This window comes from Streptomyces sp. MMBL 11-1, assembly GCF_028622875.1.
Taxonomy (GTDB): Bacteria; Actinomycetota; Actinomycetes; order Streptomycetales; family Streptomycetaceae; genus Streptomyces.
On the sequence record NZ_CP117709.1, the window covers coordinates 5543646 to 5559143 of the forward strand.

A 15498-nucleotide genomic window follows, 5' to 3' on the forward strand; every position below is an offset into this window, starting at 1 on the left:
GCACAGCGGTAAGGGGCGGCCTCCCGGAGGCCGCCCCTTACGCAACTATCCTGCGATCCCTGCCGCTACAGCCGGGACCGCGCCGCCTTCAGCAGGCGTTCGACGGAGGCGTCGGCCACACCGGGCACGTCCTCGTAGTCGAACCAGCGCAGCTCCAGGGACTCCTCGCTGATCCGCTCCGCCGCTCCGGCCGGGGCCAGCGCCGCGTACTGCACGTCGAGGTGCCAGTTGCAGGGAGCCGGAATCGGGTGCCGGTCCAGCCGGACCGGTCCACCGGGCAGCAGGGTGAGCCCCGTGATGCCGGACTCCTCCGTCGCCTCACGGAGCGCCGCCGCCTCCAGGCCGCCGTCCTGCGGTTCGCAGTGACCGCCCATCTGGAGCCACATCCGGAGCTTGCGGTGCAGGGTCAGCAGAACCTTCCCCCGCACCGGATCGATCACCAGGGCGCTGGCGGTCAGATGCCCGGCACCGCACGCCTTCCACATGCCGTCGTCGTGTTGGGCCAGGTGGTCCAGATAGGCCTGACGCAGCTCCGCCTGGTCACCGTGCTCGTCCCCGGGGGCATACCCCTTCAGTACGAGAACGGCGTCGTCGTGCAGGGTCACTGGTCGTGGCCACCCTTGCCCTCGTCCTTGCCGTCGCCCTCGTCCCCGCCGTCGTCCTTGCCCTCGACGGACTTCGGCTTCGGCTCGTCCTCCGCGGGCTTCCGCGAGTCCTTCGCCGCCTCGCCGAGCATCTTGTCCAGCTCGGAGAAGTCGGCCTGCTCGTGATGGACGAAGCCGTCCGGGTCGTCCAGGTCGTGGGCGGTCGGCAGCATGTCCGGGTGGGACCAGAGCGCGTCCCGGCCCTCCAGACCCCGGGCGTCCGTGAGCGATGCCCACAGGCGCGAGGCGTCCCGGAGCCGGCGCGGGCGCAGCTGGAGACCGATGAGCGTGGCGAACGTCTGCTCGGCCGGTCCACCGGAGGCACGGCGCCTGCGCATCGTCTCGCGCAGCGCGTCGGACGAGGTCAGCCGGGACTTCGCGGCCTCGTGGACCACCGCGTCCACCCAGCCCTCCACCAGGGCGAGAGCCGTCTCCAGACGGGCCAGGGACGCCTTCTGCTCGGGCGTGTCCTCCGGCTGGAACATGCCCTGCTGAAGGGCGTCCTGCAGCTGCTCCGGCTGCGAGGGGTCGAACTGGCCGACGACGTCCTCCAGCTTGCTGGTGTCGACCTTGATGCCGCGGGCGTACGCCTCGACGGCGCCGAACAGATGCGAACGCAGCCACGGCACGTGGGCGAAGAGCCGCTGGTGAGCGGCCTCGCGCAGGGCCAGATACAGCCGCACCTCGTCCTGCGGGACGCTGAGGTCCTTGCCGAACTTCTCCACGTTCAGCGGAAGCAGCGCGGCCTTGCCCGCCGGTCCCAGCGGCAGCCCGATGTCGGTGGAACCGACCACCTCACCGGCCAGCACGCCCACGGCCTGCCCGATCTGCTGGCCGAACATGGCGCCGCCCATCGACCGCATCATGCCGATCAGCGGGCCCGCCATGGCCTGCATCTCCTCGGGCAGCACATCGCCCATCGCCAGGCCCACCCGCTCGGCCACCGGGTCGACCAGCTGCTGCCACGCCGGCAGCGAGGCCTCGACCCACTCCGCGCGGCTCCACGCCACGGTGGAGACCGAACCGGACGGCAGCGACGTCACGCCGTCCAGCCACAGGTCCGCCAGCCGCAGCGCCTCGTCGACCGCCGTGCGCTCGGACGGGCCGACACTGGCGTCCTTGGAGCCGTCCGGGGCGCCCTGCGAGACCGTCTGGCGGGCGATCTGCTTGGCCATGTCCCAGTTCACGGGACCGCCCTCGTAGCTCAGCATCTGACCGAGCTGCTGGAAGGCGGCGCCGAGATCGTTCGGATTCATCGAGCCGAACATCGCGGCGAACGGGTTGTCCCCGCCCGCTCCCGGCCCGAATCCGAACGGGCCCCCGGGCCCGCCCGCGCTCTGCCCACCATCGGTGGGGTCCTTCTTCTTGCCCTCGTCGCCGTTCTCCGGCTCCTCCGGCGGAAGGCCGAATCCGAATGGGGTGTCACTCACGGGTTTCCTCGGCTCCTAGGGCCGCCGGCTCGAACCGACGGCGACTGCCCGACATCACCATCCAGCGTAGACACCACGCCCGCTTCGGGCCTCAGTGCTCCGCCGACTCCCGGCCTGCGGCAGGATGGACGCCACCTGGTACGTACGCGTCATTCGGGTACGTACTGAAGACAACCGCTGGAGACGCCCGGTGAGTTCCCCAGATCCGCAGGTTCGCGCAGCGCGAAACCTGACCGACCCCTCGCCCGCGAGCACACCCGAAACGAAACGCCCCAGGGCCCCCAGAAACCGGGGTCCCGTCGTCGCGGTCACCGGCGCCGCCACCGGCATCGGCGAACTGCTGACCGCCCACCTCGCCGCATCCGACGCGATCAAGCAGGTCATCGCGATCGACGAACGCCGGGGAGAGGTCTCCGAGGCGACCTGGCACATCCTGGACGTACGGGATCCGGCGATCGCCGAGAAGCTGCGCGGCGCGGACGTCGTCGTCCACCTGGCCCTCGATCTCGACCTGGAGACCGACCCCGCCGCCCGTACTGCGTACAACGTACGTGGCACCCAGACCGTGCTCACCGCCGCGGCGGCCGTCGGGGTCCACCGGGTCGTGCTCTGCACCTCGGCGATGGTCTACGGGGCGCTCGCCGACAACGATGTGCCGCTCTCCGAGGACGCCGAGCTGCGTGCCACCGCCGAGGCCACCGGCGTCGGCGACCTCCTGGAGATCGAGCGGCTCGGCCGCCGGGCCCCGCGCGCCCACCCCGGGCTCAACGTCACCGTCGTGCGCCCCACCGTCCTGGTCGGCGGCACCGACACCGCCCTGACCCGCTACTTCGAGTCCCCGCGCCTCCTGGTCGTCGCCGGATCGCGCCCCACCTGGCAGTTCTGTCACGTGGAGGACCTGGTGACGGCGCTGGAGTACGCCGCCCTGGAGAAGATCGACGGGGAGTTCGCGGTCGGCTGCGACGGCTGGCTGGAGCAGGAGGAGGTCGAGGAGCTCAGCGGCGTACGCCGGATGGAGCTGCCCTCCGCCGTCGCGCTCGGGGCCGCCGCCCGGCTGCACCGGATCGGCCTCACCCCGTCCCCGGCCGGTGACCTGGCGTACACGATGCACCCCTGGGTGGTCAGCGTCAGCAGGCTGCACGACGCGGGCTGGCGGCCGAAATGGACGAACGAGGAGGTGCTCGGAGCCCTCCTCGAAGAGGTCGAGGGCCGCCACACGCTCGCCGGACGCCGTCTCGGCCGCAAGGACGCCACCGCCGCCGGAGCCGCCGGAGCGACCGTCGCCCTGCTCGGCGCCGCCGCCGTGGTGCGCCGGGCACGCAAGGCCCGCCGCCGCATCTGACCGCCCACCGGCGCCCGAGGCCCTGTAGGAGGCTCCAAACCGGCCGGCCGGCCGCCGGAAGATCAGGCAATTCCGGGATGTCGGAGCCGTACGGCACGATGGGAGCATGGCACCCACCCACGACCATCCCGGCGAGCACGCGGCGGCCGACCCCATCCGGCTGCTGGCGATCCGGGACTCCCCGCTCTCCGTCGACGAGGTCTTCCGCGCCGTCGGCGACGACGCGGCGGGCGGTATCGCGCTCTTCGTCGGCACCGTGCGCAACCACGACGCGGGACAGGACGTCGGCGCGCTCGGCTATTCCTGTCACCCCTCGGCCGAGGACGAGCTGCGCCGAGTGGCGGAGAAGGTCGTCGCCGACTTCCCGGTCCGCGCACTGGCGGCCGTCCACCGAGTGGGTGAACTGGAGGTGGGCGACCTGGCCGTGGTCGTCGCCGTCGCCTGCCCGCACCGCGCCGAGGCCTTCGAGGCCTGCCGCAAGCTCATCGACGACCTCAAGCACGAGGTGCCGATCTGGAAGCACCAGCGTTTCTCGGACGGCACGGAGGAGTGGGTCGGAGCCTGCTGAGCGCAAACCGGACCGGGGCGCATCGGCCCCGATTTGCGTAACCGCACCCCCGCCATGAGCGTTGGTCTTCCGGATCGTTAATCTGCTGATCGGGCATCCGGTCGCTCATGGGGTAGGGAGGTCGTGATGGCGGCACTCGCTTGGCTGTTGATTCCACTTTTCGCTGCTGTCGGTGGTGCGATATGGGCGGGTTGGGCTGCCCGCAATCGCACGACCGGCGATGTCACCGAACTCGCCGGCTACGCCAGGTTCCGTGACGCGATGGAGAAGTCGCACTCCGGTTCCGGGGCTCTCTGACGACCGACGCACGCCGCGTGACCACCTTCCGCCGCGTTCCGGTCTCCTCGTACGGACCGGCCCCGGCGGTGCACTGACAGGCCCTTCCCGTACTGTCGTTCCATGCCACGCCGCACCGCGACGATGCTCGCCTCCGCCTTCGTCCTCATCGCGCTGCTCTGCGCAGGCGTGCTGATCAAAGTGCCGTATGCGGAGATGTCCCCCGGACCGACGGTGAACACGCTGGGCGAGGCGCGCGGCGAGCCCGTCCTGCAGATCTCCGGTCGCAAGACGTACCCGGCCTCCGGGCATCTCAACATGACGACGGTCCGCGTCACCGGGGCGGACTACCGGATGAACGTCTTCGGAGCCGTCTACGGCTGGCTGGCCCACGACAGCGTCGTGGTGCCGCACGAGACGCTCTACCCGAACGGCAAGACCGAGGAGCAGTCCACCCAGGAGAACGCCGAGGAGTTCAGCCAGTCCCAGGAGAGCGCCAAGGTGGCCGCCCTGAAGGAGCTGGACATCCCGGTCGCCACACAGGTCGTGGTCTCCACGGTGGTCAAGGGCAGCCCGTCCGAGGACAAGCTGCACGCGGGCGACGTGATCAAGGCCGTCGACGGCACCGTCGTCAAGGAGCCCGGAGACGTGGCGAAGCTCGTCACCGAGCACCGCCCCGGCGAGGACGTCACCTTCACCATCGTCCCGGCGAAGGCCGCCGCCGCGGCCGAGAAGGCCGGGCGCGCCCCCGAGGGCGACGAGAAGATCACCATCACGACCGCGAAGGCTCCCGCCGCCGAGGGCGACGGCGAGGAGGGCGCGAAGGACCGGGCGATCGTCGGGATCAGGGCCGGGACGGACCACACGTTCCCGTTCGATATCGACATCAAGCTCGCGGACGTCGGCGGGCCGAGCGCCGGGCTGATGTTCTCCCTCGGCATCATCGACAAGCTCACCCCGGGAGACCTGACCGGCGGCAGGTTCGTGGCGGGCACCGGCACCATCGACGAGGCGGGCAAGGTCGGCCCGATCGGCGGCATCAACATGAAGCTGGTCGGCGCCCGGAACGCCGGCGCCCGCTATTTCCTCACACCCGACGAGAACTGCGCGTCGGCCGCGGCGGACACCCCCAGCGGCCTCACCCTGGTGCGGGTCAAGACCATCGAGGACGCCACGAAGTCGCTGGAGCGGATCCGCGCGGGGAAGACCGCCGGCCTGCCGAGCTGCTCGACCGGCTGACGGCCGCGCCGCCCGGGAACCGTACGAGGGCCCCGGGCAGCGGCCGGATCAGGACTCGAACGTCGCCGCGAGCGCCTCGGCGAGGCCGGGCACCAGACCGGCTCCGGTCAGCACCTCGGTGGGGGAGTCCTTCTCGCGCAGCCGTACGGCGGACTCGCGGGCCCCGTCCCGCAGGACGGCCACGGTCATCCGCACCTCCTGCCGGTCGGCGTGCTTGGCGACCCACTGGGCCAGCTGCTTGTCGTTCAGACCGTCCGGCACGGAGGCCTCGGCGGACGGCGGCAGCATCAGCCGCTCCACCGTCATGGCGCAGCCGACCACGGCGTCGGGCCAGGCGATCGTGCCGAGGAAGTCGTCGAGCGCGGTGCCCGGGGGAAGTTCGTCCTGCTCGATCGGGGTGAGCGCGGCGACGGAGGAGCTGGGGTCCTCAAGGCCCAGCTGAGCGGCGAGAGAGGGCTCCTGGACCCGCAGCTGCGCGGTGTCGACCAGGGCGAACAGCCGGGCGGGCTGGTCCCAGCCGAGGTTGGAGGCATAGGCGTCGATTTCGAGGACGGCGACGGTGAGCGGACTCGCGGCCATCGGGGGTCCTGCGGGGGAAACGTTGGGCATGGGCAATATCCTGCCTCCTTCCACCCCGGGAACGGGAACTAGGTAAAGCCTCAGTAAGTTGCATAGGTGGGCTCTAGGATCGCTGGGCCTGTTCACACGACCGCGAACTACGAGGTGCGCACGTTGGCTTTCCAGATGCCGGACCGCGGCGGAGGCCCGACCGGGCCACGGATCAGAGTCGGCCGCCCGTCCCGGCGCGCCCGTACCCTGCTCATGACTTTGGGTGTCCTGGCGGTTCTCGCCATGGTCTTCGTCATGTTCGCCGGGTTCTGGACGGACTGGCTCTGGTACAGGTCGGTCGCGTATTCATCCGTCTTCACCACCACCCTGTGGACCAAGATCGGGCTGTTCCTCGTCTTCGGACTGCTGATGGCGATCGCCATCGGTGTGAACATCTGGCTCGCGCACCGGCTCAGGCCGCCGCTGAGCGCGATGTCGCTGGAGCAGCAGAGCCTGGACCGCTACCGGATGAGTATCGCCCCCTACAAGAAGTGGGTGCTGCTCGCCGTCACGGCGCTCGTCGCGCTGATCGGCGGAGCTTCCGCCTCCGGCCAGTGGCGCACGTGGCTGCTGTACGTCAACGGCGTGCCGTTCGGCCAGAAGGACCCCCAGTTCGGACTGGACGTCGCCTTCTTCGCCTTCGACCTGCCGTTCTACCGCTTCCTGCTGGGCTTCGGCTTCGCGGCGACCGTGCTCTCGCTGATCGCCGCCGCGCTGACCCACTACCTGTACGGCGGGCTGCGCATCACGAGCCCCGGCGCCCGCGCCACCGGGGCGGCCACCGGCCACCTCTCGGTGCTGCTCGGCATCTTCGTCTCCCTGAAGGCCGTGGCCTACTGGCTCGACCGGTACGGGCTGGCGGTGAAGTCCAGTGACTTCAAGGCCGCGGACAACTGGACGGGCCTGCGCTACGTCGACGCCAACGCCTACCTCCCGGCGAAGACCATCCTGTTCTGCATCGCGGCCATCTGCGCCGTGCTGTTCTTCGCGACGCTGTGGCGCCGTACCTGGCAGCTCCCGGTCATCGGCTTCGGCCTGATGGTGCTCTCGGCGATCCTGATCGGCGGGCTCTACCCGGCGATCGTGCAGAAGTTCCAGGTCCAGCCGAACGAGCAGGCCAAGGAAGCGGAGTTCATCCGGAAGAACATCGATGCCACACGCGACGCGTACGACATCGATGACGCCACGGTGGACGACTACGAGGGCCAGGCGACGACGGAGGACGACACCAAGCTGCGGGCGGCGGCCAGCACGGCCGCCAGCTACCGGGTGATGGACCCCAACGTCGTCTCCCCGGCCTTCCAGCAGCTTCAGCAGCGGAGGAACTACTACCAGTTCCCCAAGACGCTGGACGTCGACCGCTACAAGGACAAGGACGGCAAGGAGCAGGACACCGTCATCGGTCTGCGTGAGCTGAACATCCAGGGTCTGCCCAAGCGGAACTGGATCAACGACCACTTCACGTACACCCACGGCTACGGCGCCATCGCGGCCAAGGGCACCACCACCGGGACGAACCCGACGGGGTCTCCGGACTTCAGCGAGTCGGGGCTGCCCACCACCGGTGAGTTCGGCAAGTACGAGCAGCGGATCTACTACGGCGAGAACACCCAGCAGTACTCCATCGTCGGCGGGCCCCAGAAGGAGCTCGACTACGAGGAGGACGGCGAGAAGACCACCAGCTACAAGGGCGACAGCGGGGTCAGTCTCTCCAACACCTTCAACCGTGCCGCGTACGCGGTCTCCTTCAGCGAGCCGCAGATCATGTACTCGGGAGCCATCGGTGAGGGCTCGCGGATCCTGTACAACCGCACGCCCAAGGAGCGCGTCGAGGCGGTCGCCCCCTGGCTGACCATCGACGGCGACGCCTACCCGGCGGTGGTCGACGGCCGGATCCAGTGGATCGTCGACGCCTACACCACGAGCAACGGCTATCCGTACGCGTCCCGGACCACGCTCGGCGACACCACGGCCGACTCGCTGACCACCAACCAGCGCGCGGTCGTCGCCCAGCAGAACCAGGTCAACTACATCCGCAACTCGGTGAAGGCCACCGTCGACGCCTATGACGGCAAGGTCAAGCTCTACGAGTGGGACACCAAGGACCCGGTCCTCAAGACCTGGCGCAAGGCGTTCCCGGGGACGGTCGAGGCCCGCGGCGAGATCCCGCAGGAGCTCATGGAGCACCTGCGGTATCCGCAGGACCTCTTCAAGGTCCAGCGCGAGCTGCTGACCCGCTATCACGTCGAGGACCCCGCGCAGTTCTACAGCGGCAGTGACGCCTGGCAGGTGCCGGACGACCCGACCAACAAGGAGCCGGGCTCCGTTCCGCCGTACTACCTGAGCATGAAGATGCCGGGCCAGACCGAGCAGCAGTTCTCGCTGACCACGACGTTCACCCCCCGAGGGCGCCCCAACCTGGGAGCCTTCATGGCGGTGAACGCGGACGCGGCCAGCAAGGACTACGGCGAGAAGCGGCTGCTGCGGGTCACCTCCACGGTGAAGGGCCCGGGCCAGGTACAGAGTGAGCTCAACGGCAACGACGACGTCGCCGAGTTCGTGAGGAACCTCAAGGGCACCGACTCGGACATCGAGTACGGCAACCTGCTGACGGTTCCGCTGGAGGGCGGGTTCCTCTACATCGAGCCGGTCTACACGCGCGGTGGCAACCAGAACTACCCGCTGCTGCGCAAGGTGGCCGCCTCGTACGGTTCGAAGATCGTCTTCGAGAACAGCCTCGGGGAGGCGCTCAACGCCGTCTTCGGGGTCGAGGACGACGGGGCCACGACACCGCCCGACACCAGTGAGCCGCCGGGCGAGACCGAGGAGCCCCCGGCCACCGGCAGCGCGGCGCTCAAGAAGGCCATCGCGGACGCCCAGAAGGCGTACTCCGACGGCGAGAAGGCGCTGCAGGAGCAGGACTGGCCGGCCTACGGCAAGGCCCAGGAGGCTCTTCAGGACGCTCTGGAGCGAGCCGCCGCCGCGCAGCCCAAGACGGGCGGCGAGGGGGACAAGGCCGACAGCGCCGACAAGCCGGCGGGCGACGCCAAGCCGGACAGCTCGGCGGAGCCCGCGAGCGCCGGGAAACCGGCGGACGCGGACAAGGCGGATCCGGCGAGGAAGCCGGATGCCGCCGAAGGAGCCGAGAAGGGCTCCGACCAGGGCAGCTGAGAAAAGTCCACCCCGCGTCGTGGTACGGTTTGAACACAACGACGCGGGGTGGAGCAGCTCGGTAGCTCGCTGGGCTCATAACCCAGAGGTCGCAGGTTCAAATCCTGTCCCCGCTACGAAAAGACGAAGGCCCGGATCCCAAGGGATCCGGGCCTTCGTCGTGCCTGTTGTGCGCGCAGGCCGTGTCGGTCCCAAGCTGTGGGCGTGAAGTGCGGTTCGCTGGGCAGCAGTTGCTTCCAGACGTGTTTGACTTGTCTCTCTGTGGGCAAGTCGACAAAACGCTGTAGTGACCTCACTGTCCGCGATATACCAGGTGTACGCGGGTTACAGGTGGTGCGACGATGGTATTTATGGGGGACAGGGCAACTCTGTTGGAGACAGGGCGGTTTGTGCAGCAGCGCGGCCAAGATGTTGAAAGCGCGGTAGACGCGGCTTTCGCCGCTGCCATCGTCGGGACGGGCGCACCGGTCCAGCGGACCGGCGCCGTCGACGCGAGCACCGCCGCGAGCACGGCCGACGAGGACACCACGGACGCGGTCGACGCCGCGGACAGCGCCGAGAGCGAGGCACGCCACCGGCGCGCCGCCGAGGCGGGGGACACCGCGTCCATGAGCGTCCTGGGCGCGCTGCTGCTGCGCCGGGGGGAGCTGGACGGCGCCGAGCGGTATCTGCGCGCCGCCACCGCCGACGGGGACCGGGCCGCCGCCAACAACCTGGGCGTCCTGCTGCACCAGCGCGGCTACCCGGACGAGGCCGCCGGCTGGTGGCGCATCGCCGCCGTGGCCGGCTCCGCCGCCGCCGCGCACGCGCTCGGCCGGCATTTCCGCGAGCGCGGCGACGAGCCCGGCGCGGAGTACTGGCTGCGCCAGTCCGCCGAGCAGGGCCACGCGCTGGGCGCGTATGCGCTGGCCGACCTGCTGGAGCACCGCAGCGACGTCGGCGCCGAGCGCTGGCTGCGCGCCGCCGCCGAGCAGGGGCACCGTGAGGCCGCCTACCGGCTGGCCCGCGCCCTGGAGCGGAAGACCGTCGAGGACCCGCATGACGCCTTCGGCCTGGGCCGGGGCGTCGCTTCCGGGCGAACCGGAACGGGCCTCGGCCTCCCCGGCGACCCGCCCGCACCCGGCCATGACGTACGGGCGACGGGGTCCGCGCGTGCCGCGAGCGCGGCCGACGGCGACAGCCCCGTGGCGGGACCTGCCGCCGGCCGGGTCGGCGAGGCCGAGCAGTGGTACCGCCAGGCCGCCGCCCGGGGGCACCGGCGTGCCGCCCTGCACCTCGGCGCGATCCTGGAGCAGCGCGGCGAGCTCAAGGAGGCCGGGCGCTGGTATCTCACCTCCGCCAAGGACGGCGAGCCGCGTGCCGCCTGCGCGCTGGGCTTCCTGCTGCGCGACGCGGGCGACGAGGAGAGCGCCGCCGTGTGGTGGCTGCGCGCCGCCCAGGAAGGTGACGGCAACGCCGCCAACGCGCTCGGCGCGCTGCACGCCGCGCGCGGTGAGCAGCAGACCGCCGAGCGCTGGTACCGGGCCGCCATGGACGCGGGCGACGTCAACGGGGCGTACAACCTCGGGCTGCTCTGCGCCGCCCAGGACCGCACCCCGCAGGCCGAGCAGTGGTACCGCCGCGCCGCGTACGCCGGACACCGCGAGGCGGCCAACGCGCTCGCGGTGCTGCTGCTCCAGGCGGGCGACCACACCGGGGCCGAGCCCTGGTTCTCCAAGGCCGCCGAGGCGGGCAGCGTCGACGCGGCCTTCAACCTCGGCATCCTGCACGCCGGGCGCGACGAGGACCGTACGGCGCTGGGCTGGTACGAGCGCGCCGCGGCGGCCGGGCACACCGACGCCGCGCTCCAGGTCGGCATGGCCCTGCTGCGCGACGGCGAGGACCGGGAGGCCGAGCGGCACCTGCGCTGCGCCGCGGGCGGCGGCAGTGCCGAGGCGGCGTTCCGGCTGGCCGGGGTGCTGGACGCCCGCCAGCCACCGCCGGGAGCGCCCGCGCTGGGCGAGCCGATGCCGGAGAAGACCGAGTGCGAGGAGTGGTACGAGCGAGCCGCCCAGCAGGGCCACCGCCGTGCCCAGGTCCGGGTCGGCATGCTCGCCGCCGCCCGCGGCGACGTGGAGAGCGCCGCCCACTGGTACCGGGAGGCCGCCGAGGCGGGCAGCCGCAACGGCGCCTTCAACCTCGGGCTGCTGCTGGCCCGGGAGGGCAGTGAGCGCGAGGCCGCCCTGTGGTGGAGCCGCGCCGCCGCCGCCGGACACGGCCGAGCCGCGCTGCGCCTGGCGCTCCTCGCCGCCCGCCGGGGCGAGCTCACCGAGGGGCAGCGCTGGTGCGCGCGAGCGGTGGAGCTGGGCCCGGCCGAGGTGGCCGAGCGCGCTGCGCGGCTCCGCGAGGCGCTGCACCAGGAGCTGACCGCGTAGACCCTGTCGGGCACCCCAGGCCGGCGTGAATGGATTTGCGCCGCCCGACCCGCTGACGTAATGTTGCATTCACCGACGCGGGGTGGAGCAGCTCGGTAGCTCGCTGGGCTCATAACCCAGAGGTCGCAGGTTCAAATCCTGTCCCCGCTACTGAAGAGACGAAGGCCCGGATCCCCAGGATCCGGGCCTTCGTCATGTCCGGAGACACGGCGACTGCGGGCCCGCCCGGAGACGGGCCCGATTCGGCCGGGTCAGGCGGTGGCGGCGCAGTTCGGGCAGATGCCGCGGTACGTCACCTCGACGCCGGAGACCATGAAGCCGTAGCGCTCGTCCGTCGGCAGGTCCGCCAGCGGGTTGCCCGCGGGGTGCACGTCCCTGATGGCGCCGCACCGGGCGCACACCAGGTGGTGGTGCGGCTGGTGCGCGTTCGGGTCGTAGCGCTTGGCCCGGCGGTCGGTGGAGACCTCCAGCACCTCACCGAGGGACACCATCTCGCCGAGGGTGTTGTAGACGGTGGCGCGCGAGATCTCGGGCAGCCGGGAAACGGCCCTCGCGTGGACCTCGTCCGCCGTCAGGTGTACGTGGTCCCCGTCGAGGACCTCGGCCACGACACGCCGCTGCGCCGTCATACGCCAGCCGCGTCCACGAAGTCGTTCCAGCAGGTCGCTCATGCAGCCCAGCCTAACAGTGGAGGGATTGAGTCCCGATCGGGTGTGACTTTGGATGTTTGCTTGACTTAGACATTGTCCATTGTAGGATCGAGAACGGCATACGCCAAGGGACAGGCTGTGCGGAACATCGGACCGGCGACCGCGGCCGGCCGATCACGGAAGTGCAGGACATGACGCAGGAGGCGCACGTGACGCAGGGACCGCTCACCACGGAGGCCGGCGCGCCGGTCGCCGACAACCAGAACAGCGAGACCGCCGGCGCCGGCGGTCCGGTTCTTGTCCAGGACCAGGCGCTGCTGGAGAAGCTCGCCCACTTCAACCGCGAGCGCATTCCGGAGCGGATCGTGCACGCCCGCGGCGCCGGTGCGTACGGCACCTTCACGCTGACCCGCGATGTCTCGCAGTGGACCCGGGCGAAGTTCCTCTCCGAGGTCGGCAAGCAGACCGAGACCTTCCTGCGCTTCTCCACCGTCGCGGGCAACCTCGGCTCCGCCGACGCCGTGCGCGACCCGCGCGGCTTCGCGCTGAAGTTCTACACCGAAGAGGGCAACTACGACCTCGTCGGCAACAACACCCCGGTGTTCTTCATCAAGGACGCCATCAAGTTCCCCGACTTCATCCACACCCAGAAGCGCGACCCGTACACCGGCTCGCAGGAGGCGGACAACGTCTGGGACTTCTGGGGGCTGTCGCCCGAGTCGACGCACCAGGTGACCTGGCTCTTCGGCGACCGCGGCATCCCGGCCACGCTGCGCCACATGAACGGGTACGGCTCGCACACCTACCAGTGGAACAACGAGGCCGGCGAGGTCTTCTGGGTCAAGTACCACTTCAAGACCGACCAGGGCATCAAGAACCTCACTCAGGACGAGGCCAACAAGCTCGCCGGTGAGGACCCCGACAGCCACCAGCGCGATCTGCGCGAGTCGATCGAGCGCGGTGACTTCCCGTCCTGGACGGTGCAGGTCCAGATCATGCCCGCGGCGGAGGCGGCCGGCTACCGCTTCAACCCGTTCGACCTCACCAAGGTGTGGCCGCACGCGGACTACCCGCCGATCGAGATCGGCAAGCTGGAGCTCAACCGCAACCCGGAGAACATCTTCGCCGAGGTCGAGCAGTCGATCTTCAGCCCCGCGCACTTCGTGCCGGGCATCGGGCCGTCCCCGGACAAGATGCTCCAGGGCCGCCTCTTCGCGTACGGCGACGCCCACCGCTACCGCGTCGGCATCAACGCCGACCACCTGCCGGTGAACCGCCCGCACGCCACCGAGGCGCGGACCAACAGCCGGGACGGCTTCCTCTACGACGGCCGTCACAAGGGCGCCAAGAACTACGAGCCGAACAGCTTCGGCGGCCCGTTCCAGACGGACCGCCCGCTGTGGCAGCCGGTCCCGGTCACCGGCACCACCGGCAACACCGAGGCCCCCGTCCACGCCGAGGACAACGACTTCGTGCAGGCGGGCAACCTCTACCGGCTCTACTCGGAGGACGAGAAGACCCGGCTGATCGAGAACCTCGCCGGGTTCATCGCCAAGGTCTCGCGCGACGACATCGCCGAGCGCGCGATCAACAACTTCCGCCAGGCGGACGGAGACTTCGGCAAGCGGCTGGAAGCCGCGGTCCAGGCCCTTCGCGGCTGACCGGACGCTTGTCGTCGACGGTGGGCCGGATCCCTCGCGGGGTCCGGCCCACCGGTCGTTCCGGCGCCGGCCCGTGTGCCGGGCGGGCGTCAGCCGGCGGCCGCGACCGCACGCCGGGCGGGCGTCCAGCAACGAATGATGTCGCGCACCGACACGATGCCCACCGGGCCGTTGCCGTCCAGCACGATCAGATGCCGGAACCCGCCGTGCGTCATGGCTTCCGCGGCCTCCTCCAGGGTCCAGGCCGGGGCGGCGAACACCACGTCGGTGGTGGTGTGGGCGGACGCGGCCTCCCGGTCGGGGTCCAGCCCCGATCCGACCGCGTCGAGGATGTCGCGCTCGGTGATGATGCCGAGCCCGCAGGTGTCCGGATCGTGGACGACAGCGGCTCCGATGCGGCGGGCCGACATCAGCCGCGCCGCCTGGCGGAGCGTATGGGTGGGGCCGATGGTGAGGACCACCGTGCTCATGGCGTCACGTACGAGCATGAAACGAGCCACCTCCTCGGCGAGCCGACTCCGTGAGTCGATTCACAAATGCACAAGCGGGGGGACTCTCAGAGTCGCACCCTTGGGGCGGGCCGACAAGGGGTGGGCGAAGCGCACCGGAGGGCGTGCGTTAAACACACCGCACGCCCCCTGGGCGCCTCGCGGACCGTACGGTTTCGGACAGGCCCGGAAGGGGGGGCGGTCAGTAGCGCTGGTTGAGATAGCCCAGCAGCTCGTCGTGGAGCGGCCCGTTGGAGGCCGCCGCGTTTCCGCCGCCCGGACCGTCCACCCCGTCCAGCGAGGTGAACCGGCCGCCGGCCTCCTGCACGATGATCGCGGTCGCCGCCATGTCCCACAGCGACAGCTCCGGCTCGGCGCAGATGTCCACGGAACCCTCGGCGACCATCATGTACGGCCAGAAATCCCCGTACCCCCGCGTCCGCCAGCAGGCCCGGGTGAGGTCCAGGAGGCCGTCGAGGCGGCCCTGCTGCTCCCAGCCGGACAACGAGGAGAACGCGAACGAGGCGTCGGCGATCCGCTCCACCTTCGACACGTGCATCCGGGTCGCGGAGGTGAGGCTGCGGCCGGTGAACGCGCCCGCGCCCTTCGCCGCCCACCAGCGCCGGTTCAGCGCCGGCGCGGAGACCACGCCCATCACCGGCTGGAAACCGTTCTCCCCGGCCTCCATCAGCGAGATCAGCGTCGCCCACACCGGCACGCCGCGCACGTAGTTCTTGGTGCCGTCGATCGGGTCGATCACCCACCGTCGCGGTCCGCTGCCCTCGACCCCGTACTCCTCGCCCAGGATCGCGTCCCTCGGGCGCGCCCGATGCAGATGGCCCCGGATCAGCTCCTCGGCGGCCTTGTCGGCCTCGCTCACCGGCGTCATGTCCGGCTTGGTCTCCACCTTCAGGTCGAGAGCCTTGAACCGGTCCATCGTCGCCGCGTCGGCGGCGTCCGCCAGTACGTGGGCCAGGCGCAGATCATCGTGGTAGTCGGGCATGCC

The 15498-nt window shown here is 70.6% G+C and carries 12 protein-coding genes and 2 tRNA genes; 8 read left to right on the plus strand and 6 right to left on the minus strand.

The window, feature by feature from the left end:
* Window positions 1-65 precede the first annotated feature (65 nt).
* Window positions 66-605: an NUDIX hydrolase gene (locus PSQ21_RS24870; RefSeq protein WP_274033123.1), complete on the minus strand. Its 540-nt coding sequence runs from the start codon at window positions 603-605 to the stop codon at window positions 66-68.
* A complete protein-coding gene (locus tag PSQ21_RS24875) occupies window positions 602-2074 on the minus strand; it encodes a zinc-dependent metalloprotease (RefSeq protein ID WP_274033125.1) in 1473 nt (490 codons plus the stop codon). The genes PSQ21_RS24870 and PSQ21_RS24875 overlap by 4 nt, the downstream gene beginning before the upstream one ends.
* A gap of 190 nt (window positions 2075-2264) precedes the next feature.
* On the opposite strand from PSQ21_RS24875, the gene PSQ21_RS24880 reads away from it, so the two are divergent.
* From PSQ21_RS24880 to PSQ21_RS24890, 3 genes are all read left to right on the plus strand, one after another.
* On the plus strand, window positions 2265-3416 hold the full coding sequence (locus tag PSQ21_RS24880) for an SDR family oxidoreductase (RefSeq protein ID WP_274033127.1): 1152 nt from the start codon (window positions 2265-2267) through the stop codon (window positions 3414-3416).
* 106 nt (window positions 3417-3522) lie between these two features.
* Window positions 3523-3984, plus strand: coding sequence for a molybdenum cofactor biosynthesis protein MoaE (locus PSQ21_RS24885; protein WP_047178695.1), 462 nt, complete (start codon window positions 3523-3525; stop codon window positions 3982-3984).
* A 399-nt stretch (window positions 3985-4383) separates the two neighbouring features.
* Entirely contained in the window at window positions 4384-5499 is a 1116-nt protein-coding gene (locus PSQ21_RS24890; protein ID WP_274033131.1) for a YlbL family protein, read from the plus strand.
* 48 nt (window positions 5500-5547) lie between these two features.
* Here the strand turns inward: PSQ21_RS24890 and PSQ21_RS24895 are convergent, their stop codons facing one another.
* Window positions 5548-6108 (minus strand): PPA1309 family protein, encoded by a 561-nt coding sequence (locus PSQ21_RS24895; protein ID WP_274033132.1) that lies wholly within the window; start codon window positions 6106-6108, stop codon window positions 5548-5550.
* Window positions 6109-6243: 135 nt separating this feature from the next.
* Between PSQ21_RS24895 and PSQ21_RS24900 the strand changes: the two genes are divergently transcribed.
* The 4 genes from PSQ21_RS24900 to PSQ21_RS24915 all read left to right on the plus strand — a co-directional run bounded on the left by PSQ21_RS24900 (window position 6244) and on the right by PSQ21_RS24915 (window position 11843).
* Entirely contained in the window at window positions 6244-9279 is a 3036-nt protein-coding gene (locus PSQ21_RS24900; protein WP_274035924.1) for a UPF0182 family protein, read from the plus strand.
* Window positions 9280-9321: 42 nt separating this feature from the next.
* Window positions 9322-9395, plus strand: a tRNA-Met gene (locus PSQ21_RS24905).
* A gap of 225 nt (window positions 9396-9620) precedes the next feature.
* Entirely contained in the window at window positions 9621-11693 is a 2073-nt protein-coding gene (locus PSQ21_RS24910) for a tetratricopeptide repeat protein (RefSeq protein WP_274033134.1), read from the plus strand.
* Between the two features lie 76 nt (window positions 11694-11769).
* A tRNA-Met gene (locus tag PSQ21_RS24915) sits at window positions 11770-11843 on the plus strand.
* A 101-nt stretch (window positions 11844-11944) separates the two neighbouring features.
* On the opposite strand, the gene PSQ21_RS24920 is transcribed toward PSQ21_RS24915, so the two are convergent.
* Window positions 11945-12364: a Fur family transcriptional regulator gene (locus tag PSQ21_RS24920; RefSeq protein WP_097866100.1), complete on the minus strand. Its 420-nt coding sequence runs from the start codon at window positions 12362-12364 to the stop codon at window positions 11945-11947.
* Window positions 12365-12534: 170 nt separating this feature from the next.
* On the opposite strand from PSQ21_RS24920, the gene PSQ21_RS24925 reads away from it, so the two are divergent.
* A complete protein-coding gene (locus PSQ21_RS24925) occupies window positions 12535-14004 on the plus strand; it encodes a catalase (RefSeq protein ID WP_274033136.1) in 1470 nt (489 codons plus the stop codon).
* Window positions 14005-14093: 89 nt separating this feature from the next.
* Here PSQ21_RS24925 and PSQ21_RS24930 read toward each other — a convergent pair whose 3' ends face one another.
* Together PSQ21_RS24930 and hisN are read right to left on the minus strand one after the other, a co-directional pair.
* Window positions 14094-14492: a CBS domain-containing protein gene (locus PSQ21_RS24930; RefSeq protein WP_274033138.1), complete on the minus strand. Its 399-nt coding sequence runs from the start codon at window positions 14490-14492 to the stop codon at window positions 14094-14096.
* Between the two features lie 202 nt (window positions 14493-14694).
* Window positions 14695-15495: a histidinol-phosphatase gene (gene hisN / locus PSQ21_RS24935; RefSeq protein ID WP_274033139.1), complete on the minus strand. Its 801-nt coding sequence runs from the start codon at window positions 15493-15495 to the stop codon at window positions 14695-14697.
* Window positions 15496-15498: the final 3 nt, after the last annotated feature.